The sequence below is a fragment of the Pseudomonas sp. URIL14HWK12:I12 genome, from assembly GCF_003097135.1.
In the GTDB taxonomy this organism is placed as follows: Bacteria; Pseudomonadota; Gammaproteobacteria; order Pseudomonadales; family Pseudomonadaceae; genus Aquipseudomonas.
This window is the reverse complement of sequence record NZ_QEQL01000007.1, coordinates 273,300-297,929: the sequence shown is the minus strand read 5'-3', so window position 1 is coordinate 297,929 and position 24,630 is coordinate 273,300. Positions and strand designations below refer to the sequence as shown.

At 60.5% G+C, this 24,630-nt stretch carries 22 protein-coding genes; 11 read left to right on the top strand and 11 right to left on the bottom strand.

The window, feature by feature from the left end:
* Positions 1–58 precede the first annotated feature (58 nt).
* Genes fmt through F474_RS20670 form a run of 4 tightly spaced genes read left to right on the top strand, consistent with a single transcriptional unit; the run spans position 59 to position 3,999 of the window.
* Positions 59–991 (top strand): methionyl-tRNA formyltransferase, encoded by a 933-nt coding sequence (gene fmt / locus F474_RS20685; RefSeq protein WP_097087834.1) that lies wholly within the window; start codon positions 59–61, stop codon positions 989–991.
* Positions 988–2,298, top strand: a complete 1,311-nt coding sequence (gene rsmB / locus F474_RS20680) for a 16S rRNA (cytosine(967)-C(5))-methyltransferase RsmB (protein WP_097087836.1) — start codon at positions 988–990, stop codon at positions 2,296–2,298. The genes fmt and rsmB overlap by 4 nt, the downstream gene beginning before the upstream one ends.
* Before the next feature lie 12 nt (positions 2,299–2,310).
* On the top strand, positions 2,311–3,684 hold the full coding sequence (gene trkA, locus F474_RS20675; protein WP_097087838.1) for a Trk system potassium transporter TrkA: 1,374 nt from the start codon (positions 2,311–2,313) through the stop codon (positions 3,682–3,684).
* Between the two features lie 12 nt (positions 3,685–3,696).
* A complete protein-coding gene (locus tag F474_RS20670; protein WP_097087840.1) occupies positions 3,697–3,999 on the top strand; it encodes a tetratricopeptide repeat protein in 303 nt (100 codons plus the stop codon).
* 227 nt (positions 4,000–4,226) lie between these two features.
* On the opposite strand, the gene F474_RS20665 is transcribed toward F474_RS20670, so the two are convergent.
* Together F474_RS20665 and F474_RS20660 are read right to left on the bottom strand one after the other, a co-directional pair.
* Complete coding sequence (locus F474_RS20665) at positions 4,227–5,114, bottom strand: lysophospholipid acyltransferase (protein WP_097088453.1); 888 nt, start codon at positions 5,112–5,114, stop codon at positions 4,227–4,229.
* A 51-nt stretch (positions 5,115–5,165) separates the two neighbouring features.
* Positions 5,166–5,717, bottom strand: coding sequence for a DNA-3-methyladenine glycosylase I (locus tag F474_RS20660; protein ID WP_097087842.1), 552 nt, complete (start codon positions 5,715–5,717; stop codon positions 5,166–5,168).
* A gap of 88 nt (positions 5,718–5,805) precedes the next feature.
* Here F474_RS20660 and glyQ point away from each other — a divergent pair, with 88 nt between their 5' ends.
* From glyQ to F474_RS20640, 4 genes are read left to right on the top strand one after another with little or no spacing between them, the layout of a single operon-like run.
* Positions 5,806–6,753, top strand: coding sequence for a glycine--tRNA ligase subunit alpha (gene glyQ / locus F474_RS20655; RefSeq protein ID WP_097087844.1), 948 nt, complete (start codon positions 5,806–5,808; stop codon positions 6,751–6,753).
* A complete protein-coding gene (glyS, locus tag F474_RS20650; RefSeq protein WP_097087846.1) occupies positions 6,750–8,804 on the top strand; it encodes a glycine--tRNA ligase subunit beta in 2,055 nt (684 codons plus the stop codon). The genes glyQ and glyS overlap by 4 nt, the downstream gene beginning before the upstream one ends.
* 3 nt (positions 8,805–8,807) lie before the next feature.
* Positions 8,808–9,341: a D-glycero-beta-D-manno-heptose 1,7-bisphosphate 7-phosphatase gene (gene gmhB, locus F474_RS20645; protein ID WP_097087847.1), complete on the top strand. Its 534-nt coding sequence runs from the start codon at positions 8,808–8,810 to the stop codon at positions 9,339–9,341.
* 55 nt (positions 9,342–9,396) lie between these two features.
* Positions 9,397–10,158, top strand: coding sequence for a 1-acyl-sn-glycerol-3-phosphate acyltransferase (locus tag F474_RS20640; RefSeq protein WP_097087850.1), 762 nt, complete (start codon positions 9,397–9,399; stop codon positions 10,156–10,158).
* 109 nt (positions 10,159–10,267) lie between these two features.
* On the opposite strand, the gene F474_RS20635 is transcribed toward F474_RS20640, so the two are convergent.
* Positions 10,268–11,890 carry an MFS transporter gene (locus tag F474_RS20635; protein ID WP_097087853.1) on the bottom strand — a complete coding sequence of 541 codons (1,623 nt, stop codon included), beginning with the start codon at positions 11,888–11,890 and terminating at the stop codon, positions 10,268–10,270.
* Between the two features lie 94 nt (positions 11,891–11,984).
* Positions 11,985–13,640, bottom strand: a complete 1,656-nt coding sequence (locus tag F474_RS20630; protein ID WP_097087855.1) for a GMC family oxidoreductase — start codon at positions 13,638–13,640, stop codon at positions 11,985–11,987.
* Between the two features lie 150 nt (positions 13,641–13,790).
* On the opposite strand from F474_RS20630, the gene F474_RS20625 reads away from it, so the two are divergent.
* A complete protein-coding gene (locus tag F474_RS20625; protein WP_097087858.1) occupies positions 13,791–14,678 on the top strand; it encodes a LysR family transcriptional regulator in 888 nt (295 codons plus the stop codon).
* A 183-nt stretch (positions 14,679–14,861) separates the two neighbouring features.
* Entirely contained in the window at positions 14,862–15,350 is a 489-nt protein-coding gene (gene bkdR / locus F474_RS20620; RefSeq protein WP_097087861.1) for a Bkd operon transcriptional regulator BkdR, read from the top strand.
* Positions 15,351–15,414: 64 nt separating this feature from the next.
* Here the strand turns inward: bkdR and F474_RS20615 are convergent, their stop codons facing one another.
* The 3 genes from F474_RS20615 to F474_RS20605 form a co-directional block, all read right to left on the bottom strand.
* Positions 15,415–15,813: a lysozyme inhibitor LprI family protein gene (locus F474_RS20615; protein WP_097087864.1), complete on the bottom strand. Its 399-nt coding sequence runs from the start codon at positions 15,811–15,813 to the stop codon at positions 15,415–15,417.
* 110 nt (positions 15,814–15,923) lie between these two features.
* Positions 15,924–16,793 carry an NAD(P)-dependent oxidoreductase gene (locus tag F474_RS20610; protein ID WP_097087866.1) on the bottom strand — a complete coding sequence of 290 codons (870 nt, stop codon included), beginning with the start codon at positions 16,791–16,793 and terminating at the stop codon, positions 15,924–15,926.
* Positions 16,794–16,807: 14 nt separating this feature from the next.
* Complete coding sequence (locus F474_RS20605) at positions 16,808–17,434, bottom strand: RraA family protein (protein WP_097087868.1); 627 nt, start codon at positions 17,432–17,434, stop codon at positions 16,808–16,810.
* 99 nt (positions 17,435–17,533) lie between these two features.
* Between F474_RS20605 and F474_RS20600 the strand changes: the two genes are divergently transcribed.
* On the top strand, positions 17,534–18,433 hold the full coding sequence (locus F474_RS20600) for a LysR family transcriptional regulator (RefSeq protein ID WP_097088456.1): 900 nt from the start codon (positions 17,534–17,536) through the stop codon (positions 18,431–18,433).
* 36 nt (positions 18,434–18,469) lie between these two features.
* Here the strand turns inward: F474_RS20600 and F474_RS20595 are convergent, their stop codons facing one another.
* From F474_RS20595 to dnaN, 4 genes are all read right to left on the bottom strand, one after another.
* Complete coding sequence (locus F474_RS20595) at positions 18,470–19,810, bottom strand: MFS transporter (RefSeq protein WP_097087870.1); 1,341 nt, start codon at positions 19,808–19,810, stop codon at positions 18,470–18,472.
* A gap of 165 nt (positions 19,811–19,975) precedes the next feature.
* The gene (gyrB, locus tag F474_RS20590) at positions 19,976–22,396 is read right to left on the bottom strand and encodes a DNA topoisomerase (ATP-hydrolyzing) subunit B (RefSeq protein WP_097087872.1); all 2,421 of its coding nucleotides are present in this window, start codon (positions 22,394–22,396) and stop codon (positions 19,976–19,978) included.
* Positions 22,397–22,399: 3 nt separating this feature from the next.
* Positions 22,400–23,503 (bottom strand): DNA replication/repair protein RecF, encoded by a 1,104-nt coding sequence (gene recF / locus F474_RS20585; RefSeq protein ID WP_097087874.1) that lies wholly within the window; start codon positions 23,501–23,503, stop codon positions 22,400–22,402.
* A gap of 7 nt (positions 23,504–23,510) precedes the next feature.
* The gene (gene dnaN / locus F474_RS20580; RefSeq protein WP_097087876.1) at positions 23,511–24,614 is read right to left on the bottom strand and encodes a DNA polymerase III subunit beta; all 1,104 of its coding nucleotides are present in this window, start codon (positions 24,612–24,614) and stop codon (positions 23,511–23,513) included.
* Positions 24,615–24,630 lie beyond the last annotated feature (16 nt).

Here is a 24,630-nt window from a genome sequence, read left to right as displayed (position 1 = left end):
CACCCACTTCAACAAAGGCTTGCCCAGGCAAGCCTTTTTTATTTGATGGTTAGAACCGATGCGCATCGTTTTTGCCGGAACACCTGAATTCGCCGCTGAACACCTCAAAGCGCTGCTGGCCAGCGATCACGAAGTGATTGGGGTCTATACCCAACCTGATCGCCCGGCCGGCCGCGGGCAAAAGCTGATGCCAAGCCCGGTCAAGCAACTGGCTCTGGAGCACGGCATCGAGGTGTACCAGCCCGCCAGCCTCAAGCCCACCGAGGCCCAGCAGGCCCTCGCGGCGCTGCGGCCCGAGCTGATGGTGGTGGTGGCCTATGGCCTGATCCTGCCGCAGGCGGTGCTGGACATCCCTCGCCTGGGCTGCATCAACAGCCATGCGTCACTGCTGCCGCGCTGGCGCGGCGCGGCGCCCATCCAGCGTGCCGTGCAAGCGGGCGACGCCGACAGCGGCGTGACTGTAATGCGCATGGAAGCGGGGCTCGATACCGGCCCAATGCTGCTGAAGGTCAGCACGCCCATCAGTGCCGAGGATACCGGCGGCAGCTTGCATGATCGCCTGGCGCTGCTGGGCCCAGGCGCTGTCCTGCAAGCTATCGACGGCATCGCGGCAGGCACGCTGCCAGGCGAGCGGCAGGATGACACCCTTGCGACCTATGCGGACAAGCTCAACAAAGATGAGGCTCGCCTGGATTGGCAGGCCGATGCGGCAACACTGGAGCGGGCGGTTCGTGCGTTTTTCCCTTGGCCGATCTGCCACAGCACGCTCAACGGCGAACCGATCAAGGTGCTTGCGGCCAACCTGGCCGAGGGCAACGGGCAGCCCGGTGAGATCATCGCTGTGGATAAAACCGGCCTGCTGGTCGCCTGCGGCCAAGGCGCCCTGCGCCTGACGCGCCTGCAACTGCCCGGTGGCAAGCCTCTGGCGTTCAGCGACCTGTTCAATAGCCGTCGCGAGCAATTCACCCTCGGCACGGTACTGGGCCAATGAGCCCGCGCCTGGCAGCCGCCCGAGCACTGGCTGCGGTGCTGGCGGGCAAGGCCTCGCTGGGTGGCTCGCTGCCCCCGCAACTGGCCAAGGTCGACCCGCGAGACCGTGGCCTGGCTCAAGACCTGGCCTTCGGCGCCGCACGCTGGGAGCCTGCGCTTTCGCTGTTGATCGGCAAACTGATGCAGAAGCCTTTCAAGGCCAATGATCTGGACCTGCAAGCGTTGCTGCTGGTCGGCCTCTACCAGCTGCTGCACAGCCGGGTGCCGGCCCATGCGGCAATCGGCGAGACAGTAGCCTGCGCCGACAAGCTCAAGAAACCCTGGGCCAAGGGCCTGCTCAACGCGGTGCTGCGCAACGCCCAGCGGGACGGCGCACAAACGTTGCAAGACATGAACAACGACCCGGTCGCACGCACCGCTTACCCGCGCTGGCTGCAAAAAGCCTTGAAGGCTGCCTGGCCCGAGCACTGGGAAGCACTCTGCGTAGCGAGCAATGCCCACCCGCCCATGACGTTGCGGGTGAACGTTCGCCACCACCAGCGTGACCACTACTTGCGCGTGCTGGACCAGGCCGGTATCGCGGCGCACCCCTGTGCTTTCAGCGCCGATGGCGTAACGCTAGCCCAGGCCTGTGACGTAGACCAGTTGCCAGGTTTTGCCGAGGGCTGGGCCAGCGTACAGGACGAGGCCGCGCAACTGGCCGCTGGCCTGCTCGAGCTCAAGGCAGGCCACCGGGTGCTCGATGCGTGCTGTGCACCTGGCGGCAAAACCTGCCACCTGCTCGAACAGGAGCCGGGCTTGGCTGAAGTCGTGGGTATCGACCTGGAGCCCAAGCGCCTGGCACGCGTGCAGGACAACCTCGCCCGCCTGGGCCTGCAGGCCACGCTCATTGCAGCAGACGGCCGCGACACCGGCGCCTGGTGGGACGGTAAGCCTTTCCAGCGGATCCTGCTCGACGCGCCCTGTTCGGCCACCGGCGTGATTCGCCGCCACCCCGATATCAAGCTGACCCGCCAGCCCGATGACATTCCGGCGTTGGCTCAGTTGCAAGGCGAGCTGCTCGACGCCCTGTGGAAAACCCTCGAGGTTGGCGGCGTACTGGTCTATGCCACCTGTTCGGTACTCCCGGCCGAAAACAGCGAGAACATCGCGGCCTTCCTGGCTCGCACCCCAGGCGCACGCGAGCTGGCCCTCACCACGGGCGCCGGCATCGCCCAACCCCATGGGCGCCAATTGTTGCCCCAGGAGGGTGGCCATGACGGGTTCTACTACGCCAAATTGATCAAGATCGCCGCTGCCGCGGCCTGACGGGAGCCGATCATGAAGATCATCATTCTGGGCGCCGGCCAGGTAGGTGGCACGCTGGCCGAATACCTGGCCAGCGAAGCCAATGACATCACCGTGGTAGACACCGACGGCGATCGCTTGCGCACCCTGGGTGACCGCCTGGACATCCGTACCGTGCAGGGCCGCGGTTCCTTTCCTACGGTGCTGCGCCAGGCCGGTGCCGAGGATGCCGACATGCTGGTGGCCGTCACTAGCAGCGACGAGGCCAACATGGTCGCCTGCCAGGTTGCCTACACGCTGTTTCACACGCCCACCAAGATCGCCCGAGTGCGCGAGGCGGCCTACCTCACGCGAGCGGGCCTGTTCGACAACGATGCCATTCCGGTGGATGTACTGATCAGCCCAGAACAGGTGGTAACCAATTACATCCGCCGCCTGATCGAGCATCCCGGCGCCCTGCAGGTGATCGACTTCGCCGACGGGAAGGCGCAGCTGGTGGCCGTGAAGGCTTATTACGGCGGCCCGCTGGTCGGCCAGCAGCTGCGCCAGATTCGCCAGCACATGCCCAATGTGGATACACGCGTGGCAGCGATCTTCCGCCGCGACCGGCCGATCACCCCCCGTGGCGACACGGTGATCGAAGCGGACGACGAGGTGTTTTTCATCGCGGCGCGTAACGATATCCGGGCCGTGATGGGCGAGCTGCGCACCCTGGACCAGAACAACAAGCGAATTGTCATCGCCGGCGGCGGCCATATCGGCGAGCGCCTGGCCGAGGCCATCGAAAGCCGCTATCAGGTCAAGATCATCGAGATGAACCCGGCACGCTGCCGCCAGCTCTCTGACACCCTCGACAGCACCGTGGTGCTGCAAGGCAGCGCCTCTGACCGTGACCTGTTGCTAGAGGAGAACATCGCCCAGGCGGATATCTTCCTGGCGCTGACCAACGATGACGAGGCCAACATCATGTCGTCGCTGCTGGCCAAGCGGCTGGGCGCCCGCAAGGTGATGACCATCATCAACAACCCTGCCTACGTTGACCTTATCCAGGGCGGCGAGATCGATATCGCCATCAGCCCGCAGCTGGCCACCATCGGCACGCTGCTGACCCACGTGCGCCGGGGCGACATCGTCAGCGTGCATTCTCTGCGCCGCGGCGCGGCTGAAGCCATCGAGGCCATTGCCCACGGCGACGCGCGCTCGAGCAAGGTGGTGGGGCGCTCCATCGGGCAAATCAACTTGCCCAGCGGCACCACCATCGGCGCGATCATCCGTGCCGATGAGGTGCTGATCGCCCATGACAGCACGGTGATCGAGAGTGGCGATCACGTGATCTTGTTCGTTGTGGATAAAAAGCAGATCCGGGACGTGGAAAAGCTCTTCCACGTGGGGTTGAGCTTTTTTTAAGAGGAACCTGCCGTGATCGAATCACTGGAAAAGATGCTGGCCAAGGGTGTGGATAACTCGCTGTTGCGTTTTGGGCTGGGTAAAGCCTACCTTGACCAGGGCAATGGGGCACTCGCTGCCGAGCACCTTGCGCGCTGCGTTGCGCTGGACGCCGGCTATTCCGCAGCATGGAAGCTGTTAGGCAAAGCGTACAAGTCGACCGAAAATTTAGCCGAAGCACGCCGGGCCTGGGAGCAGGGCATTGAGGCGGCGCGATCACACGGGGATAAGCAGGCAGAAAAAGAAATGGCGGTGTTCTTGCGCAAGCTGGGCTGAGCCGGCTGAGGGCGCTGTAAACCACTCAAGCCCCCCTTTTGGACCCCATAGCTGCGCTACATAATCAAGGCCGCATTGGCTATGACACAGCTTGCCCACAACTTACCCACAGGCTGGGTTCGACATTTCTGCGTGTAACCCAAGTCGACCGTCAAGAATGCGGTTGCGGTGATCACCTGTGCGTGGCCTATATTTTCGGCGCAGCATCTCCAAAAAACTCACTACCGTCAGTACCAACGCGCCTCACCCGCCGGGCGCTTCTTGAAGCGTTTCATGCTCCACATGTATTGGTCGGGATACGCGCGCACATAACGCTCCACCACCCCACTCATCGCTGCCACTGCCTCTTCGGTATCAGCGCTGTACATGGCCTCAGGCGCCGCTTCGATGATCACCTTGAAGCCGCTGCCATCGGGCAAGCGCAGCGCGTGCAGGAAGACCCCCACCGCTTTACCGCCGCTGAGCATGTTGGGCACGAACTTGCTGGTCAGCGCCTGGGTGCCCAGAAACGGCACGAACACGCCGGCCGACTCTGCGGGCTCGGGATCGGCGGGGATACCTACCTGGCCGCCTTTGCGCACCTCTTTGATGACGCTGAGAATGCCTTCCTTTGTAGACGGCGCAACGCGGTTGCCCAACTGCACGCGCTGCTTGCGCAACAGCTCATCGACCGCTTTCTGCTTGGGCGGGCGATAGAAAATGATCGGCTTGCACTGGTGGCAGTAGAAGTGGTTCAGCACCTCCCAATTGCCCAAATGGCTGGTGATACCCACCACTCCCTTGCCGCTGGCCAGCGCGGCTTGCAGCACCTCAAGGCCCTGCACTTCGCGCACCAGCGCCAGCGAACGCTCGGCCGGCCAGATCCACGCGCAGGCACTTTCGGTGAAAGACCGGCCAATGCCTTTGAGGCTGCGCCCGACCAGTTGCTCGCACGCAGCAGGGTCCATTTCCGGGAAACACTTGGCCAGGTTGATACGAACCACCTCCCGAGAGCGATTCGGCAGCTTCCACATCAACCAGCCAATGGCAGCGCCGACGCCCTGGACGGCGCGCCAGGGCAACAAGGCGAAGGTTTTGAGCGCGCCCACCAGCAGGGCGCCTTTGAAGGTTTCCACAGCATCTTCCCGTCGCAGCTTTCGGTTGCGCGGCATTCTACCCGATGCGCACTACCCAACCAGCGGCATGTAGCGGTCGCAATCGGTGGTGTGGTCCATCACCATGCCGCTGGCCTGCATGAAGGCGTAGCAGATGGTCGGCCCAACGAAGGTGAAGCCGGCCTTTTTCAAGGCTTTGCTCATGGCACGAGCTTGGTCGGTTTCAGTGGCGATGGTTTCACGGCTGGCGTGATGGTTGATGATCGGCTGGCCGCCGACGAAGCTCCATAGAAACCCTGCCGGGTCGGGCAGCGCCAGCCAGGCCTGGGCGTTTCGCCGGGCTGCCTTGAGCTTGAGCAAGTTGCGGATGATGCCCGGGTCTTGCATGCGCGCATCGATTTCATCGTCTGTCATGCGCGCCAGGCGCTCGGGGTCGAAGCCGAACAGCACCTGCCGGTAACGTTCCCGTTTGCGCAGCACGGTGATCCACGAGAGCCCGGCCTGGAAGCCTTCAAGCAGCAGCAGCTCGAACAGGCGTGCCGGGTCGCGCAAGGGCACACCCCATTCCTGATCGTGGTAAGCCTGATAGAGCGGGTCTTCGGAACACCAGAAGCAACGGGGCATCTTGCCGTCCTTGGGGGTGGTGGGGGGTAGGGCGATTCGCGGTATACTCCCGCTCTTTACATGTGCAGCCCAAGAGACAGGTGACTTCGTGACCCAGCCTACGCCAGCCGTGCGTACCTTCCAAGACTTGATTCTCGCCCTGCAGCAGTACTGGGCCGAGCAAGGTTGTGTGGTGCTCCAGCCCTACGATATGGAAGTAGGCGCGGGCACCTTTCACACGGCGACCTTCCTGCGCGCCGTCGGCCCCGAGACCTGGAACGCCGCCTATGTGCAGCCCAGCCGTCGGCCGGGCGATGGCCGCTACGGCGAAAACCCCAACCGCCTGCAGCACTATTACCAGTTCCAGGTGGTGCTCAAACCGAACCCGGCGAATTTCCAGGAACTGTACCTGGGCTCGCTCAAGCGGATCGGGCTCGACCCTGAAGTCCACGACATCCGCTTCGTCGAAGACAACTGGGAGTCGCCGACCCTCGGCGCGTGGGGCCTGGGCTGGGAGATCTGGCTCAACGGCATGGAAGTGACCCAGTTCACCTACTTCCAGCAGGTCGGCGGCATCGAATGCTACCCGGTCACCGGTGAAATCACCTATGGCCTTGAGCGCCTGGCCATGTACCTGCAAGGCGTAGACTCAGTCTACGACCTGGTCTGGACGGACGGCCCGTTCGGCAAGGTCACTTACGGCGATGTGTTCCACCAGAACGAAGTGGAGCAATCGACCTACAACTTCGAGCACGCCAATGTCGAGAAGCTGTTCGAACTGTTCGACTTCTACGAAAGCGAAGCCAATCGCCTGATCGAGCTGCAGCTGCCGCTGCCGACCTACGAAATGGTGCTCAAGGCGTCGCACACCTTCAACTTGCTCGATGCACGCCGGGCCATTTCGGTCACCGAGCGCCAGCGCTACATCCTGCGCGTGCGCACCCTGGCCCGCGCCGTCGCGCAAAGCTACCTGCAAGCCCGCGCTCGCCTGGGCTTTCCGATGGCATCACCCGAACTGCGAGACGAAGTGTTGGCTAAGCTGGAGGCTGCGCAATGAGTGCTCAAGATTTCCTGGTAGAACTGGGCACCGAAGAATTGCCACCCAAGGCGCTGCAGGCGTTGGGTGAGGCATTCCTGGCGGGCATCGAGAAGGGCCTGCTGGCCGCGGGCCTGAACTACACCGGCAAGCAGTTCTACGCAGCGCCTCGCCGCCTGGCCGTGCTGATCAACGGTCTCGACGTGCAACAGGCCGACCGCGCCATCAACCTTGACGGCCCGCCCGTGCAGGCGGCGTTCGACGCAGACGGCAACCCCACCCAGGCAGCCTTGGGCTTCGCCCGCAAATGCGGTGTGGATATCTCCGAAGTCGACCGCAGCGGCGCCAAGTTGCGTTACAGCCAGAACATCAAAGGCAAGCCCACCGCCAGCCTGCTGCCGACCATCGTCGAGGACTCGCTGAACGACCTGCCGATTCCCAAGCGCATGCGCTGGGGGGCTCGCAAGGAAGAGTTCGTGCGCCCAACCCAGTGGCTGGTGATGCTGTTCGGCGACGACGTCGTTGATTGCACACTGCTGGCCCAGCGCGCAGGCCGTGATTCTCGCGGTCACCGTTTCCATCACCCAGAGGCCGTGCGCATTCAGTCGCCCGCCAGCTACCGCGAAGACCTGCGCAAGGCCTACGTGCTGGCTGACTTCGCCGAGCGCCGCGAGCTGATCGCCAAGCGCACCGAAGCCCTGGCCCTGCAGCAGGAAGGCACCGCCATCGTGCCGCCGGCGCTGCTCGATGAGGTGTCCGCGCTGGTGGAGTGGCCAGTCCCGCTGGTGTGTTCGTTCGAGGAACGCTTCCTCGAAGTGCCCCAGGAAGCGCTGATCACTACCATGCAGGACAACCAGAAGTACTTCTGCCTGCTCGACGCCGATGGCAAGCTGCTGCCGCGCTTCATCACCGTGGCAAACGTCGAAAGCAAAGACCCGCACCAGATCGTCTCGGGTAACGAGAAAGTCGTACGCCCGCGCCTGACCGACGCCGAGTTCTTCTTCAATCAGGATAAGAAGCAACCGCTCGAAAGCTTCAACGACCGGCTGCGCAACGTCGTATTCCAGGCTCAATTGGGCACCGTGTACGACAAGGCCGTGCGTGTTTCGCAACTGGCTGCCTGGATCGCCCCGCGCATCAAGGGCAACGCAGACCGCGCTGCGCGCGCCGGCCTGCTGTCCAAATGCGACCTGGCCACCGAGATGGTGGGCGAATTCCCCGAAATGCAGGGTATCGCCGGTTATTACTACGCCACCCATGACGGCGAGCCCGACGACGTCGCCAAAGCGCTGAACGAGCAATACATGCCGCGTGGCGCCGGCGCCGAGCTGCCCGAGACCCTCACCGGTGCGGCCGTAGCGCTGGCCGACAAGCTCGACACGTTGGTCGGTATCTTCGGCATCGGCATGTTGCCCACCGGCAGCAAGGACCCCTACGCCCTTCGCCGTGCCGCCCTGGGCGTGCTGCGCATTCTGATCGAGAAGCAACTGGACCTGAACCTGGCCGAGGCGGTCGAGCATGCCATCGCACTCTACGGCAACAAGGTGCAAGCCGCCGCGTTGTGCGAACAGGTGCTGGAGTTCGTCTTCGACCGCCTGCGAGCGCGTTACGAGGACGAAGGCGTGGACGTAGCCTGCTACCTTGCGGTGCGCGCGCTCAAGCCAGGCTCGCCGCTGGACTTCGACCAGCGCGTGCAGGCTGTGCAGGGCTTCCGCAAGCTGCCCGAGGCCGAGGCATTGGCCGCAGTGAACAAGCGCGTGTCCAACCTGTTGAGCAAAGCCGAGGGCAATGTCGCTAGCAGCGTCGAGCCCAAGTACTTCGACAACGCCAACGAGTTCTCGCTGTACTCGGCCATCCAACAGGCCGACCATGCCGTTCAGCCGATGTTCGAGGCTCGCCAGTACAGCGAGGCCCTGGCCCGCCTGGCAGCGCTGCGCGAGCCGGTAGACGCCTTCTTCGAGGCGGTCATGGTCAATGCCGAGGATGCCAACGTACGGGCCAACCGCTATGCATTGCTGGCGCGCCTGCGCGGGCTGTTCCTGGGCGTGGCCGACATTTCGGTGCTGGGGTAAGGCGTGAAGCTGCTCATTCTCGATCGCGACGGGGTAATCAACCAGGATTCCGACGCCTACATCAAGTCGTTGGAAGAATGGATTCCGATTCCAGGCTCGATCGGTGCGATCGCTGGGCTGAGCAAGGCGGGCTGGACGGTGGCAGTGGCTACCAACCAGTCCGGCATCGCTCGCGGCTACTACCCGCTGGCCACGCTCGACGCCATGCATGCGCGGTTGCGCGAGCTGGTGGCGGGTGAGGGTGGCCACTTGGGCTTGATCGTTTATTGCCCCCACGGGCCGGATGAGCGCTGTGCTTGCCGCAAGCCATTGCCAGGCATGCTTGACCAGATCGCTGCGCACTATGGCGTACCGCTGGAAGGCGTATGGTTCGTGGGCGACAGTGCAAGCGACCTGCAGGCCGCCCGCGCCGCAGGTGCCCAACCCGTGCTGGTGAAGACCGGCAAAGGGGAACGCACCCTGCACAAAGGCCTGGAAGCCGACACCTTGGTTTTCGAGGACCTGGCCGCCGTGGCCCAGGCACTTATCCACACTTAGAACAGCCAGGCGCCTGGCGCTATAGCGCACAGTTGCCATTACGGAACACATCGCCATGACCAAACAGTCGACCGGTCGCGTCGCCTTGTTCTACTTCATCCTGGCCAGCAGCTCGCTGGTTTGGTGCACCCTGAGCGTTGTGATCGCGCCGTTTCTGCCGTTCGCCAAGCGCTACCGGTTCGTCAACGGCCACTGGTGTCGCTTCGCGATCTTCCTGGCGCGTATCGTGCTAAAGCTGGATGTCCGCATCACCGGCGTGGAGCACATACCGGCGCAGCCCTGCGTGATCGTGTCTAATCACCAGAGCACCTGGGAAACCTTCTTCCTGTCCGCCTACTTCCAGCCCATGAGCCAAGTGCTCAAGCGCGAATTGCTGTTCGTGCCGTTCTTTGGCTGGGCCATGGCGATGCTCAGGCCCATCGCTATCAACCGGGACAACCCCAAGGAAGCGTTGAAGCTGGTAGCGACCGAGGGCGACAAGTTGCTCAAGGACGGTGTATGGGTACTGATTTTCCCGGAAGGCACGCGAGTGCCGTATGGCCAGATCGGCAAGTTCACCCGAAGCGGCGCCGCCCTGGCCGCCAATGCTGAATTGCCCGTCCTGCCGATTGCCCACAACGCCGGCAAGTACTGGCCCAGGGAAGGCTGGGGCAAATACAGCGGTACCATCGAACTGGTGATAGGTGAACCTATGTATGCCCAGGGCAAGGGCCCCCGTGACATAGCTGCCCTGAACGACCGCGTACAGGCTTGGAACGCCTCGGCCCAGCGTGCCATGGGTTCGCTTCCCGAAACGGCCGAGACGCCCGCCGCCTGACTGTGGATAAGTTGTGAGCAACACCTAGAATAACTTTTGTGATAAGCAGCTAACTCTCTGAATTAGCTGCTTATTTTCTTACGTTCTTATTGTGAATTACGTTAAAAATTCACGTCCGCGTAATGTCTACGTCTTTGGTTTCCTTCAGGCAGGTAAGGCTGACAATCACGCTTACCGCCGTCACGATTACTGGGTACCACAGCCCGTAGAAAATGTTGCCCGTGTACACCACCAAAGCGAAGGAAACGGTGGGCAGCAGCCCCCCGAACCAGCCGTTGCCGATGTGGTAGGGCAATGACATCGAGGTGTAGCGAATGCGCGTCGGGAACAGCTCCACCATCAAAGCTGCAAGCGGCCCATAGCACATCGTGGCAATCAGGATCAGTGCAAAGATGACCGCTACCACCATCACCTGGTTGACTTGCCCTGGGTCGGCCTTGGTGGGGTAGCCTGCGGCAGTCACCGCACTCGCCAATGCCGCCTGATCGAAGCCGGTAATCCGGGTATCGCCCACCGAAATCACTACATCACTGCCTGCCGGCGCGGCCTGGCTGGTATAGGGCAGGCCGGCTTTGACCAGAAAGGTTTTCACCTTGTCACACGGGCTGTCGAAACGGGCCTTGCCCACCGGGTCGAACTGGAATGTGCAGGTGGTGGGGTCGGCCATCACGGTGATCGGGGCCTGAGCACTCGCACTGTCGATGGCAGGGTTGGCATAGTGGCTCAGCGCTTTGAACAGCGGGAAATACAGCACCGTCGCCAGTATCAGGCCCGTGAGCAGGATGGGCTTGCGGCCGATCCGGTCGGACAGCCACCCACAGATCACGAAGAACGGTGCGCCCAGTATTACGGCAACGATCATGAGGCTGTTGGCCTGGCCTGGGTCCATTTTCAGGATCTGGGTGAGGAAGAACAGCACGTAGAACTGCGCGGTGTAAAAGGTGACCGCCTGGCCTGCGTTGATGCTGAACAACGCGATCAATACCACCTTCAGGTTTTGCCACGAGCCGAACGACTCCCGGATCGGCGCTTTGCAGGTTTTACCCTCCGCTTTCATCTTCAGGAATGCCGGAGACTCATGAAGGCTTAGTCGAATCCAGGTCGAGATGCCCAAAAGCACGATCGACAGCAGGAACGGCAGCCGCCAACCCCACACCTCGAACTGGTCGCCACTCACATAACGACAGGCCATGACGACGATCAGCGACAGCAACAGCCCCAACGTCGCGGTCGATTGTATCCAGCCTGTGTGATGGCCGCGCCTGTTGGCGGGGGCGTGCTCTGCCACGTAGGTGGCAGCCCCGCCGTATTCGCCGCCCAGGGCAAGCCCCTGCAGCATGCGCAGCACGATCAGAATGACGGGCGCAGCGATGCCGATGCTGGCATAGGAGGGCAGCAGGCCCACTGCGAAGGTCGACACCCCCATCAGCACGATGGTGACCAAAAAGGTGTACTTACGCCCGATCATGTCGCCAAGCCGGCCAAAGACCAACGCGCCAAAGGGCCTCACCAGAAAGCCCGCGGCGAAGGCCATCAAGGCGAAGATGAATGCAGTGGTGTCATTCACCCCAGCGAAGAACTGTTTACTGATGACGGCGGCCAAGGCGCCGTACAGAAAAAAGTCATACCACTCGAAAACGGTGCCCAGTGAAGAGGCGAAGATGATCTTGCGTTCTTCTCGCCTAGCGTCGGGCGCGGCAGTGGCTGGGTGGGGCTGGGTGTAGTCCGTCATGGGTCTGGTCCTTGGCCCCGCTGGGGCACAGTGATTATTGTTGTTGTCCACTGTCAGCCCCAGCCGACTGCATTGCCGGGGCTCTGTCTTCGCTTCAGATTGCTATGGGTTGCAGTTCGTCCTTTCGGTTTGCGGCCGCCAGCCTAGTAGGGCCTTGCAGGATCAGTTGGGCGGCTTTTTCCGCGATCATGAGGGTAGGGGAGCAGGTATTTCCAGAAACAATAGTAGGCATGATTGAAGCGTCTGCGACGCGCAACCCCGGCACACCGTGCACTCGAAGCTGATCATCTACGACCGCGTGGGTGTCATGGCCCATGCGGCAGGTGCCTACCGGATGGAAAATCGTCGTGCCGATTGCCCCTGCTGCTTGGTGCAGATCCTCATCGTTCTGCAAACTGGCGCCGGGCAGGTATTCCTCTGGGGCGAAGCGTGCGAGGGAGGGCGACCCAACGATACGGCGGGTGAGCCGAATCGCCTTAGCAGCCACGTCCAGGTCCTGGGGGTGGCTCAGGTAATTGGGGTCGATGCTCGGCGCGCCCTGGGCGTCGGCAGATTGAATGACAACGCTTCCACGGCTCATTGGCCGCAAGTTGCACACCGACGCAGTGAATGCGGGGAAGGTATGCAACGGCTCGCCGAAACGGTCCAGGGAAAGGGGCTGTACGTGGTACTGCAGGTCGGCGCTGGATTGCTCGGGGCTGGACCGGGCAAACGCGCCCAACTGGCTCGGCGCCATGGCCAATGGCCCACTGCGGTCATAGAGATAACGAAGCCCCATGCCCATTTTGCCCCATACCGAGTTGGCGACCTGGTTCAAGGTCCGAGCCTGGGTGACCTTGTAGATCAGCCGCAGCTGAAGATGGTCTTGCAGGTTCGTACCTACACCCGGCATGTCACGCCTGAGCTTGACCCCCGCCGCCTGCAATACAGCCGCCGGCCCGAGGCCCGAGCGTTGCAGAATGGCAGGCGACCCGATTGCCCCGGCGCACAGGATCACCTCGCGGCGCGCGTGAAAGCTGCGCCGCGCACCTTGGCAAATAGCTTCGATACCCTTGGCACGGTCACCCTCGAAGATCAGGCGATCGGCTATGGCCTGAGTCACTAAGGTGAAATTGGTACGGCCCATGATAGGCCGGATGAACGCTTTGCCCGAATTCCAGCGTACACCGGCTTTCTGGTTGACCTGAAAGTAGCCACAGCCTTCGTTGTCGCCGGTGTTGAAGTCATCCACGGCGGGGATGCCCGCTTGCCCTGCAGCAGCGCGAAAGGCATCCAGAATGGGCCAGTGGTAGCGTTGGCGCTCAACGCGCCATTCGCCGCCACCCCCATGCCACTGGCTTTCGCCACCGAAGTGGTTTTCGCTTTTCTTGAACAGCGGCAGCACGTCCTTCCAGCCCCAGCCACTACAGCCCTGGGCCGCCCAACCGTCGTAGTCGCGCGCCTGGCCTCGCATGTAAATCATGCCGTTGATCGACGAGCAACCGCCCAGCACCTTGCCCCTTGGATAGCTCAGGCTGCGGCCATTCAGATGAGGTTGCTCTGTTGTCTTGAAGCACCAGTCGGTTCGGGGGTTGCCAATGCAATAGAGATAACCCACCGGGATGTGTATCCAGGCGTAGTTGTCGTTGCCGCCGGCTTCGAGCAGCAGCACGCGTACGCTAGGGTCGGCAGATAGTCGATTGGCGAGCAGGGCGCCTGCAGGCCCGGCACCCACGACGATGTAATCCCAAGTTTCGCTGGCTGGTGGCATTGGCCCCTCCGCGTTTTGTTTTTATTTTTCGCAATTGATAGTGGTTGATCGAAACCACCTTGCCTACCGGCGTTTTCGCTCACTGGCTGTGCGTTTTCGCACAACTGTGCTGAGCTGTATTTCAAGAATAAAAATACTCGCGGGCCCGGAATGTTCGATTGGAATGATTTGAAATTCTTTCTAGAGCTACACCGCAGCGGCCGCTTACTGGCCGCCGCCAGGCGCCTCGGCACCACCCATACCACCGTTGCCCGCCACGTCGAGCGCATCGAGCAGGCCTTGGGTACCACGCTATTCGTTCAGCATGCCGCCGGGCATGTACTCACACCTGCAGGGCAGGCGTTGGTCGCCCACGCTGAAGCCATGGAGAACGCTGCCCTGCTGGCCGAGGAGGCGATCACCCAGAACCTTGTGCCTTTGGGAAAGGTACGGCTTGGCGTCACCGAAGGGCTGGGGGTGGCGTTTCTGACACCTCGCCTGAACGAGCTGCTGGCGTGCTATCCCGGTCTGGAACTGGATATGGTTGCCGTCCCCCGGTTTGTTAGCATCCTCAACCGCGAGGCGGAAATCAGCATCCAACTGGAGCGGCCCCAAGCCGACCTGCTGATTACCCGCAAACTCACCGATTACCGCCTCGCGCTCTACGCGAGCCCCGCCTACCTGAAGCAGGCGCCGCCCCTCAACAGCGGGGAGCAGCTGGGCCAGCATCAATGGATCGGTTATGTAGACGACCTGCTGTTCAGCCAAGAGCTGATGTTTCTGGACAGCTTCTGCCGCTCACCCAACGTGGCCTTTCGCAGCACCAGTGTGCTAGCCCAGCAATTCGCTGCCCGTGCGGGCCTGGGCATTGCCGTATTGCCCAACTACATGGCCGCGACAGACCCCGGCCTGGTAAGGGTGTTGCCCCACGAGTACCTTCAGCGGAGCTACTGGATCAGCTCTCGGCGCGAGCTGCACAAAGCTGTTCGCCTAAGGGTGGTTTGGGATGCTTTGTTGGTACTCTGCGAAAAAAATCAGGACATCCTGATGGCACCGTGATTGTTTCGTACTTTTCCGTACAACTATTGAGTTTATATCCAGCATTTACTGAATGGTATGAAATAAAATCCACTACGTAACACGTACAAAAATCGGCGCGAATCAGTAGCTGTCACGAATCTGTGGTTTTTGGAGCTATACAGAACCGCCAGGATTGAACAAAAAATGCACAGGAGCCCTTGAATGCGAAAACTGGACCGTGCCGATATCGGCATCCTCAACGCCCTGCAAGACAACGCCCGCATTACCAATGCGGAGCTGGCGCGTTCGGTCAACCTTTCACCCACGCCCTGCTTCAATCGCGTCAAGGCCATGGAAGAGTTGGGGTTGATCCGGCAGCAGGTGACCTTGCTGGCCCCGGAGCTTCTGGGGCTGCATGTCAATGTGTTCATTCACGTAAGCCTGGAGAAGCAGGTCGAGGATGCGCTAGCGCGCTTCGAGCAAGCGATTTCCCAGCATGACGAAGTCATGGAGTGTTATTTGATGAGCGGGGATGCAGACTTCCTGATCCGCGTACTGGTGCCAGACATCCATGCGCTGGAGCGCTTCATCATGGACCACCTGACGCGTTTCCCTGGGGTGGCCAATATCCGTTCAAGCTTTGCGCTCAAACAGGTACGCTATAAAACTGCATTGCCGCTACCCGCAAATGGGCTTGTGGTAGGAAATTAGAACCTTTAAGGAGGAGGGGGCTGAGGCCCGCGCTAAAGCACGCGGGGCATACACAGCAGGGGTGTCAGCCGGGGAAATAGCTATTCAGCTGTTTGGTACGCTGTTCTGTGTGCTGCTGCTTACAGCCCAGCATCACAAGCCCTCTCAAGGTACCGCCTATATGCGCCTGATACTGCGCGTCGCAGTCCGCATCGCGGAAGGTAATCCAGGCTCTCTGGGCGGCGATGAGCTTGCGACGGGCTGCGGCATTGTCTTCCCCTGGTGCAGAAGGGCCCGAAAAACGCTGAAGCAAGCGCTTATAGGACGTGTTCAGCTCGTCATCGGCCGCCTGGAGGGCGCTCTGGGCGCATGCCTGCATATCGGCGGTACTCACGGCCTCGCCACAGGCTTTCGCAGCGTAGGCGCCATTACACGCGATCAGTAGCATGGGTAGCGCGAGGGCAGGGTGTATCAGCTTCAGCATAAAACCTCCGGAACAAGATCTCGGAGGGTAGCAGACGCCCTTACGTCAACATAACCGGGGGTAAGGCCTGCCCGCACTGCGTTGCTCCACTCACTTTGCGACCGTGCGCTTCACCTGGGCACACCGTTCACGTCGAACAACCATTGGAACGCTTGCTCAAGGCTAGGGTTAGCGGGTGGCGGTGTATGGCCGCTGATCTGCTCAGTGGTGCGCTGGAACAGGGCCTTCACGCCCGGCATGACGGCAACCGGCAAACCGGCCGCGCTGAGCTGCCGCTCGGCTTCTTCCACTTCCTTGAGCCGGCGCGGTGCGTGGATGACATGCGTTCGAACCAAAGTGCTGAGGAAGTCGCGCAAACTGGCCTGGTCGATATCGCTCAGCGCGTCGTGCAGCTGGCCGGTGACGCCCTGTTTTTCTGCGGCCATGAAACATTCTATGGTGAGCGCCTCAAGGCCTTTGGTGAACACACTGCGCAATATCTTCAGCGCCGCTGCATCACCCGCTGCCCCGCCGGCCACCGGCTTCAGAGTGGCACCTGCGCTCGCGAACACGCCCACAGCTTGTTCAATGGCGTCTCCGGCGCCCAGTAGGTTGGTCTTCTCCTGGGTCAGGGCGATCGCGCCGAGAATGGCGACATCCACATAACTAACGTTCCGTTGTGCGGCGTAGGCCGCTGCCGTTCGGATTTGCTCGGGATCGGCAGTGGTCATGTCCACGAACAGCGTGCCCGGTGGCATCGCGTCAAGGGCCTGCCTGGCCACTTCCAGGGATACGGTGCCGAAGACACACGAGACGACCACATCGCAGCCGGCTACGCCTTGGGCGGGGGATGAGTGAATGAGCACTCCCAATTCTGCGGCGAATGTGGTGGCTGCAGCAGAGGGCTTAAGGTCACACAAGATGATTTCATGGCCCGCCCTGGCCCAAGGGCGTGCATAGGTAAGGCCCACTTCGCCAGCGCCGATAATTGCAATTTTCATGGTCGTATTCCGCTTCAATGCGCCGCGTAGGCGCCCTTGTAGGTACCGGCCGCAATCTGGGCCAGCATTTCCGCTTCCTTTCGCTCTGTTGCATGGCAGCGTTGTAGCAACTCCGCAGCCTGTGCCGCGGGGAAGGCAACCACGCCATCGTGATCAGCCACCACGATGTCACCTGGCGCAACGAGCATGCCGGCAATGCTGACTGGAACATTGATCTCGCCCGGGCCGTTTTTGTAAGGCCCACGGTGAAACCCAGCACGTGCGAAGACGGGGAAGTGATGCTGGCCGATGGTGGCCAGGTCACGAATCGCCCCGTCCACTACCACGCCGGCAGCACCGCGCTTCTCAGCGATCGCCGCCATGATGTCGCCCATCAGGGCCCGGCTCAAATCCCCACCGCCATCTACCACCAACACTTGCCCTGGGCTCAATAGCTCCAAAGCTTGGTGGATGGCCCGATTATCGCCGCAGGGCACCTTCACCGTCAGTGCCAGCCCGGCCATGGTGCCTTCGATTCGGTGGAAGGGGCTGAGCCGTGCGCCTGGAAGGCGATCAAGGCAATCACTGATGATCGAGGTGGAAGTCTGCGTGTAAGCCTGCACGAGCGCCCTGAGTTCCGGGCTGGGGGCGATTGCATTCATGGGTATTTCCTCATTGGCGAGTGACGTTGAGGATAAAGACGCTGGTGAATAGAAAAAGCGATATTATTGGATGCTCATTCATTCTTAAAAGGAATGGCCGTGCTCACACTCCGCCAACTGGAAGCACTTCACTGGATTGAACGCCTTGGCACCTTTGAGCGAGCGGCTCAACATCTGCACACCACGCAGTCCGCCATATCCAAGCGTGTCCTTGAGCTGGAACAGTCCACCGGCCTGCAACTGTTCGATCGATCACAGCGCGGTGCCCGGCTGACTGCCGCCGGGGAGGAAATTCTGGTATTGGGCCGGCAGATGCTGGTGCTCGCCGAGCGGATCGGCTCCCTCAAAGAGGGGAACCAGCTAACCTCACGCCGCCTGCGGTTGGGGGTGACCGAGCTGACGGCCCTGACATGGCTACCGCGCTTGATCACCCAATTGGTGAATGACTTCCCTGGCCTGACGGTCGAGCCGGAGGTCGACATGAGCCGGCATCTTCACGAGCGGTTAATGGACGACCTGATCGATCTCATCATCATCCCCGACACGTTCACCGCCCCAGAGGTCACCTCCGTGCCCCTGGCTACGGTAGAAAACGCCTGGATGGCTGCCCCCGGGTTGATCAGCCAATCCGGGGTGGTCAGCCTGCGAGACTTAGCCACCTACCCTGTGCTGGTCCAAGGTAAAAAATCCGGTTCCGGGCTCTTCGTGAACAAGTGGCTGGGTGCCCGAGGCATCGAGCTGCCTAAAACACTGTCTTCCGACAGTCTCACGGCGATGCTTGGGCTGACCGCCGCCGGGCTTGGGGTGACCTACCTTCCACTGGAATGCTTCAAGCCCCTGGTCGAGGAGGGCAAGCTGACCGTCATCCAGACAGACCCGGCGTTACCGCCGGTGCCGTACATGGCGATGTACCGGAATGATCGCCCCTTCGCATTCGTCGAGCAGGTGGCCGCCCGTGCCGTGGAGCTGTGCGACTTTTCCCGCCAACTGCAAAGCTGAACACATCAGGTTGCCGGGGTAAAAGTCGTCCGCCTCTTACGCTCCGGTCTCCACCGCATCGGCAGGCTCGGCGATTGTGAGCACGAACAGCAACGCGCCCAGCGAGCAGGCCCCGAGGAAAAGGAAAACCATCGTCCAACTGTAGGCATCGAGCAGCAAGCCAGTAATCAGTGGCGCCATTGCGCCGCCGGCCTGGCCTGCACTGTTCACCAGCGACGCAGCGACCGGATAGGTAGTGCGATTGGTAAGACCCATGGAGTAAACCGAGAACGATGAATAACCGATGTTCAGCAAAAAGCCCGTTCCAAACAGCAAGAGGCTTACCCATAGCAGGTCATTCGGCGCGTAAACCAAGGCGACCATCATCAGGCAGGTGGCCACAGCACTGATCACCATCGTGGGTTTTCTTCGCCGGGCCAGTACCTTGTCCGACAGCCAGCCACCAACGATATTGCCCAGCACACCCCCTGCGAACGGCAAGGCCGCCACGAACCCAATCTGCATCAGCTCAAAGTGCTTCACTTCTCCGAGGTATTTTGGAAGCCATGCCAGCAGCACATTGACGACCCCGGTCATCAGCAAGTAACCCAGCCCACAACCCCAAACATTCCATGAGCCGAACACGGCACGGGACGTCGACAACGGTTGGATGTGACGGTAACGCAGGGCCTTGTCCAACACCCCAAAGCTTTTCTGCGGTATGCCCGAGGTCTGCTGTGCCTCACTGGCATGCTCGATATAAGTGGCTTCAGCCTCATTCACCCGGGTGCTGGCGCGGGGGTCGTTGGGCACTAACCACCACCAAAGCAGAGCCAATAGCACACCAGGTATGGCAAAGGCGATGAACATGGTTCGCCAGCCGTCCAGCAAGATCAGCGCAGCGCCGATCGGGGGGGCTATCACAGCCCCCATCTTGGCTGCGGATAGAAACGCTCCGGTGGCCAAGCCTTTTTCGCTGGGAGGAAACCACCGATTGATGGTGCTGAGCATCGCCAGCGGCAGCGCTGCCTCGGCTATCCCGAGGGCCGAGCGGTAAAGCTTGAGCATGCCGAAGTTATGGGCGGTTCCGATGAGCAAGGTCACTGCCGACGTCAGCCCGATGGAGACAGGTGCCACCACGCGAACACTGATTTTGCTCAACAGAAAGCCTGCAGGGATTTGGCCCAGTGAGTAGAACAAAAAGAAGGCGCTGACGATCAGGCCCGCCTGCGCATTGCTGGCACCGAACTCCTTCTGAATGTACGGAAGCGCAATCCCGATATTGGCGCGATCGGCTGCGGCAAGCATGTACACGATCACAATGACCGTTAGCACCACCCACCTGTATCGGCTTCTGACTACCTTGGCAATCGTGTCCGAAAGGGCAACGACAGTCATAGGGCACTCCTTTTCTTATGTTTGTTGGATGCCTTCATAGTCAGCATTCACCGCCGATAGAAAAAGCGATAAATACGCAACTCAGTACATTCTTTCGAGGAATGTCAAAATAGCAGGCGAAAAAAAGCCCGCTTTCGCGGGCTCTATTGCTTCGCTAATGCAGAATCAGAAATCCAGATTCGACACTGCCAATGCGTTGCTTTCGATGAAGTCACGCCGCGGTTCTACGGCATCACCCATGAGCGTATTGAAGATTTGGTCCGCCGCGATGGCGTCTTCGATCGTCACTCGAAGCATGCGCCGAGTTGCCGGGTCCATCGTGGTTTCCCACAGCTGGTCAGGGTTCATCTCGCCCAGCCCTTTGTACCGCTGGATCGTATGGCGCTTGGTGCTTTCGTTCATGAGCCATTCCAGCGCTTCCTTGAACTCGGTCACCGGCTTCTTGCGCTCACCGCGTTGAACATACGCGCCTTCATCGAAAAGGCTACTGAGCTGCGCACCGAGCGCCGTTACGGTTTTGTAGTCATTACTGCCGAAGAAGTCGCGGTTGAAGGTGACGTAACTAGACAGGCCATGGGAGGTAATTTCCACCTCTGGCAGCCATACATTACGCTCACGATCTTCGCGCAGCGTCGCTTTGTAGGTCAGGCCGGATTTCTCCGAACGCTGCAGGCGCGCAGCGAATTGCCCCAGCCACTCATTCATGTATGCCTGCTCGCCAAGTTGCTCCAGCGACACCGCAGGTACGTAGACGAAGTGCTCGGTAATCTCCTGCGGGTACAGCCGGGAGACCCGCTTGAGGGTTTTCATCACGGTACGGAAGTCGTTCACCAGGCGTTCGAGCTGTTCGCCACCGATACCAGGAGCGCCTTCTCCCAAATGCAAGCTGGCGTCTTCGAGGGCCGACTGGGTCATGTAATCCTCCATGGCCTCGTCGTCCTTGATGTACTGCTCGTGCTTGCCCCGCTTGACCTTGTACAGCGGGGGCTGCGCGATATACACATAGCCACGCTCGACCAACTCGGGCAGCTGGCGGAAGAAGAAGGTCAGCAGCAGCGTGCGGATGTGCGAACCGTCCACATCGGCATCGGTCATGATGATGATGTTGTGGTAACGCAGCTTGTCGATGTTGTACTCCTCGCGCCCAATGCCGCAGCCCAGCGCGGTGATCAGGGTGCCGACTTCCTGGGAGGAGATCATCTTGTCGAAGCGCGCTTTCTCTACGTTCAGGATCTTGCCCTTGAGGGGCAGGATAGCCTGGGTCTTGCGGTTGCGGCCTTGCTTCGCGGAGCCGCCGGCTGAGTCACCCTCCACCAGGTAAAGCTCGGACAGGGCAGGGTCCTTTTCCTGACAGTCGGCGAGCTTGCCGGGCAACCCTGCGATGTCCAGGGCGCCTTTACGCCGGGTCATCTCGCGTGCCTTGCGAGCGGCTTCGCGGGCGCGGGCTGCATCGATCATCTTGCCAACAACCGCCTTGGCCTCGTTCGGGTTTTCCAGCAGGAAGTCGGAGAAGTATTTACCCATCTCCTGTTCGACAGCCGTTTTTACTTCGGAAGAAACGAGCTTGTCCTTCGTTTGCGAGCTGAATTTCGGGTCTGGAACCTTGACCGAAATGATTGCGGTCAGGCCTTCACGGGCATCGTCGCCCGTGGTCGATACCTTGTTCTTCTTCGCCAGGCCTTCCTGCTCGATGTAGGTGTTCAGGTTGCGAGTCAGTGCCGAGCGGAACCCCACCAAGTGTGTGCCACCGTCCCTTTGAGGGATGTTGTTGGTAAAGCACAACAGGTTTTCATTGAAACCGTCGTTCCACTGCAAGGCGATTTCGACGCCTACGCCGTCTTCACGCTGAACATTGAAATGGAATACTTGCTGATTGATCGAAGTCTTGTTCGTGTTCAAGTATTCCACGAATGCCCGCAGCCCGCCCTCGTAACGGAAGGTTTCTTCCTTACCGGACCGCTCATCCCTCAATACAATACCGACACCCGAGTTCAGGAACGACAGCTCGCGAATCCGCTTGGCAAGGATGTCCCAGCTGAAGTGGATATTTTTGAAGGTTTCAGCAGACGGCTTGAAGTGAATCTCGGTACCGCTGGTTTCGCTTTCCCCTACTGCTTCAATCGGTGCCTGTGGAACACCATGAACGTAGTGCTGTTCCCAGATCTTGCCGGCGCGGCGCACGGTCAGCCGCAGCGACTCGGAAAGGGCATTCACTACCGATACGCCTACACCGTGGAGGCCGCCCGACACCTTGTAGGAGTTGTCGTCGAATTTACCGCCAGCATGCAACACAGTCATGATGACTTCAGCGGCGGACACACCTTCTTCCTTGTGGATATCCACAGGAATGCCACGGCCGTTGTCGCGTACCGAAATCGACTCATCGGTGTGAATAGTTACGGTGATATCGTCACAGTGACCCGCCAACGCCTCGTCGATGGAGTTATCCACCACTTCGAAGACCATGTGGTGCAAGCCCGTGCCATCGTCGGTGTCCCCGATGTACATGCCAGGCCGTTTACGTACGGCATCAAGGCCTTTGAGAACCTTGATACTTGAGGAATCGTACGTTTGATTTTCGCTCATGCCTTACTCCCGAGGGTCGAGGTGCTGGGTGATCTCACCGTGTTCCACGTGGAACATCGATACCGGCGTATCTGTGTGCCAGTCCCCACTCAACAATTCATGATGTACGCAGGTGATGAACACCTGACACTTCAATTCTTCCAATAACCGACACAGCGCCCTACGGTGACGTTCGTCCAGTTCTGATGGGAGATCGTCGACCAAGTAGACACACTGGCCACGGCGCACCTGGCTGACCAGATGCCCCTGTGCAATTTTCAATGCGCATACCACCAGCTTCTGCTGGCCTCTCGACAATATGTCCGCCGCGTTATGCGCGCCTATCTTAAGGCGGAGGTCGGCCCTCTGTGGGCCAGCATGCGTATGACCGAGTTGCTGATCGCGGTGCAGCCCCGCGGCAAGCACCTCATTCAGTGAACGGTCCTTGTCCCAACCGCGGTAGTAGCTCAGGGTTAGCCCCTTCAGCTCTACCAGTTGAGCCAGAACCTCTTCAAATACAGGCTTCAATGCTTTGATGTAGGCACGCCTGAACTCATCGAGTTGGTCGCTCGCGCTACACAATTCGCGGTCCCAGGCCGCCTGAGAAATGGCATCAAGTGTACCATGGCGCAGCCATGAGTTCCGCTGCTTCAGCGCCTTCTGTAGACGTTGCCACGTGGCCATGAAGCGAGGTTCCACGTGGAACACTCCCCAGTCCAGAAACTGCCGACGCACTTTGGGTGCGCCTTCGAGCAGTCTGAAGCTGTCCGGGTTAATCAGCTGAAGGGGAAGGATCTCGGCCAACTGCGCAGTGCTTTTCGCATTCTGCCCATCGACCCTAATGGTGAAATCGCCTTGCCGTTCGCGCGAAACACCTAAGTTACTGAGCCGCCCTTCGCCGAGATCGACCTGGCCGAATACCGTGCAGGCATCTTGATCATGCTGGATGACCGGAAGCAGCCTAGCGCTGCGAAAGGATCGGGCCAGGCCGAGAACGTGCAGCGACTCGAGCAGGCTGGTCTTGCCACTGCCGTTTTCGCCGTAAAGAATGTTGATACGAGGGGAGGGGAGTAACGTCACCGCGCGCAAGTTGCGCAACGCGGTGACGGTGATGCGAGACAGTGCCATGTAGCAATCAAAGGCGCATAGGCATGACAACGTAAGCCGAGTCTTCGTTATCCGCTTCCTGAAGCAGCGCACTGCTGCTGGAATTGGACAGTACCAGGCGCACCTGCTCGGTGCCCATTACACCCAATACATCGAGAAGGTAGCTAACGTTGAAGCCAATCTCGAGCGAGTCGCCCTGATAGTCGACGCCGATTTCTTCTTCCGCTTCTTCCTGTTCCGGGTTGTTGGCCTGTATCTTCAGCAAACCGCTTTCCAGCAACAGCCGGATGCCGCGATACTTTTCATTGGACAGGATAGCGGTACGGCTGAAGGCTTCACGCAACGCCTGGCGGTCGCCTACCACGTGTTTGTCACCGCCCTTGGGCAGCACGCGTTCATAGTCTGGGAACTTGCCGTCAACAAGCTTGGAGGTGAATGTAAACTCACCTGTCGTCGCGCGAATATGGTGCTGGCCAAGTACGATGGCGACCTGGCCGTCGGGCTCGGTCAACAGCCGCGCCAGCTCCAGAATACCCTTACGCGGCACGATGACTTGATGCCGATCGGCCTGGCCAATATCCACGTGCATCGAGCACATCGCCAAACGATGGCCATCCGTAGCGACCGCACGGATCAGCCCTGCACTTACTTCGAGCAACATCCCGTTTAGGTAGTAACGGACGTCCTGCTGAGCCATCGCAAACCCAGTGCGATCGATCAGCCGCCGCAGCCGGCTCTGTTCCAGGGAACAGGTCAGCGAACCCGGCCCTTCTTCGACGGTTGGGAAATCCTTGGCGGGCAACGTCGACAGAGTGAAGCGGCTGCGGCCGGCTTTTACCAACAACTTCTGCTCATCAACGCGGACATCGATCAGGGCATCAGCAGGCAAGCTTTTGCAGATGTCCATCAGCTTGCGGGCAGGTACAGTGATCTCACCGGCTTCTGCAGGCTCGTCCAACTGCACGCGGCCTACCAGCTCGACTTCAAGGTCGGTGCCGGTCAAAGACAGCTGCTGGCCATCGACGATCAGCAGCACATTGGAAAGCACTGGGAGGGTCTGACGGCGCTCGACGACACCGGCAACCAGCTGCAGCGGCTTCAACAGGGCTTCGCGTTGAATAGTGAAATGCATGGTCTGGTCCTTGCCT

Bases quoted from the DNA above. Each gene is read 5' to 3' on its own strand.
- fmt (WP_097087834.1), top strand. From the start codon at position 59: ATGCGCATCGTTTTTGCCGGAACACCTGAATTCGCCGCTGAACACCTC.
- rsmB (WP_097087836.1), top strand. From the start codon at position 988: ATGAGCCCGCGCCTGGCAGCCGCCCGAGCACTGGCTGCGGTGCTGGCG.
- trkA (WP_097087838.1), top strand. From the start codon at position 2,311: ATGAAGATCATCATTCTGGGCGCCGGCCAGGTAGGTGGCACGCTGGCC.
- F474_RS20660 (WP_097087842.1), bottom strand. From the start codon at position 5,717: ATGCCCCGTTGCTTCTGGTGTTCCGAAGACCCGCTCTATCAGGCTTAC.
- glyS (WP_097087846.1), top strand. From the start codon at position 6,750: ATGAGTGCTCAAGATTTCCTGGTAGAACTGGGCACCGAAGAATTGCCA.
- F474_RS20640 (WP_097087850.1), top strand. From the start codon at position 9,397: ATGACCAAACAGTCGACCGGTCGCGTCGCCTTGTTCTACTTCATCCTG.
- F474_RS20635 (WP_097087853.1), bottom strand. From the start codon at position 11,890: ATGACGGACTACACCCAGCCCCACCCAGCCACTGCCGCGCCCGACGCT.
- F474_RS20630 (WP_097087855.1), bottom strand. From the start codon at position 13,640: ATGCCACCAGCCAGCGAAACTTGGGATTACATCGTCGTGGGTGCCGGG.
- F474_RS20625 (WP_097087858.1), top strand. From the start codon at position 13,791: ATGTTCGATTGGAATGATTTGAAATTCTTTCTAGAGCTACACCGCAGC.
- bkdR (WP_097087861.1), top strand. From the start codon at position 14,862: ATGCGAAAACTGGACCGTGCCGATATCGGCATCCTCAACGCCCTGCAA.
- F474_RS20615 (WP_097087864.1), bottom strand. From the start codon at position 15,813: ATGCTGAAGCTGATACACCCTGCCCTCGCGCTACCCATGCTACTGATC.
- F474_RS20610 (WP_097087866.1), bottom strand. From the start codon at position 16,793: ATGAAAATTGCAATTATCGGCGCTGGCGAAGTGGGCCTTACCTATGCA.
- F474_RS20605 (WP_097087868.1), bottom strand. From the start codon at position 17,434: ATGAATGCAATCGCCCCCAGCCCGGAACTCAGGGCGCTCGTGCAGGCT.
- F474_RS20595 (WP_097087870.1), bottom strand. From the start codon at position 19,810: ATGACTGTCGTTGCCCTTTCGGACACGATTGCCAAGGTAGTCAGAAGC.
- gyrB (WP_097087872.1), bottom strand. From the start codon at position 22,396: ATGAGCGAAAATCAAACGTACGATTCCTCAAGTATCAAGGTTCTCAAA.
- recF (WP_097087874.1), bottom strand. From the start codon at position 23,503: ATGGCACTGTCTCGCATCACCGTCACCGCGTTGCGCAACTTGCGCGCG.
- dnaN (WP_097087876.1), bottom strand. From the start codon at position 24,614: ATGCATTTCACTATTCAACGCGAAGCCCTGTTGAAGCCGCTGCAGCTG.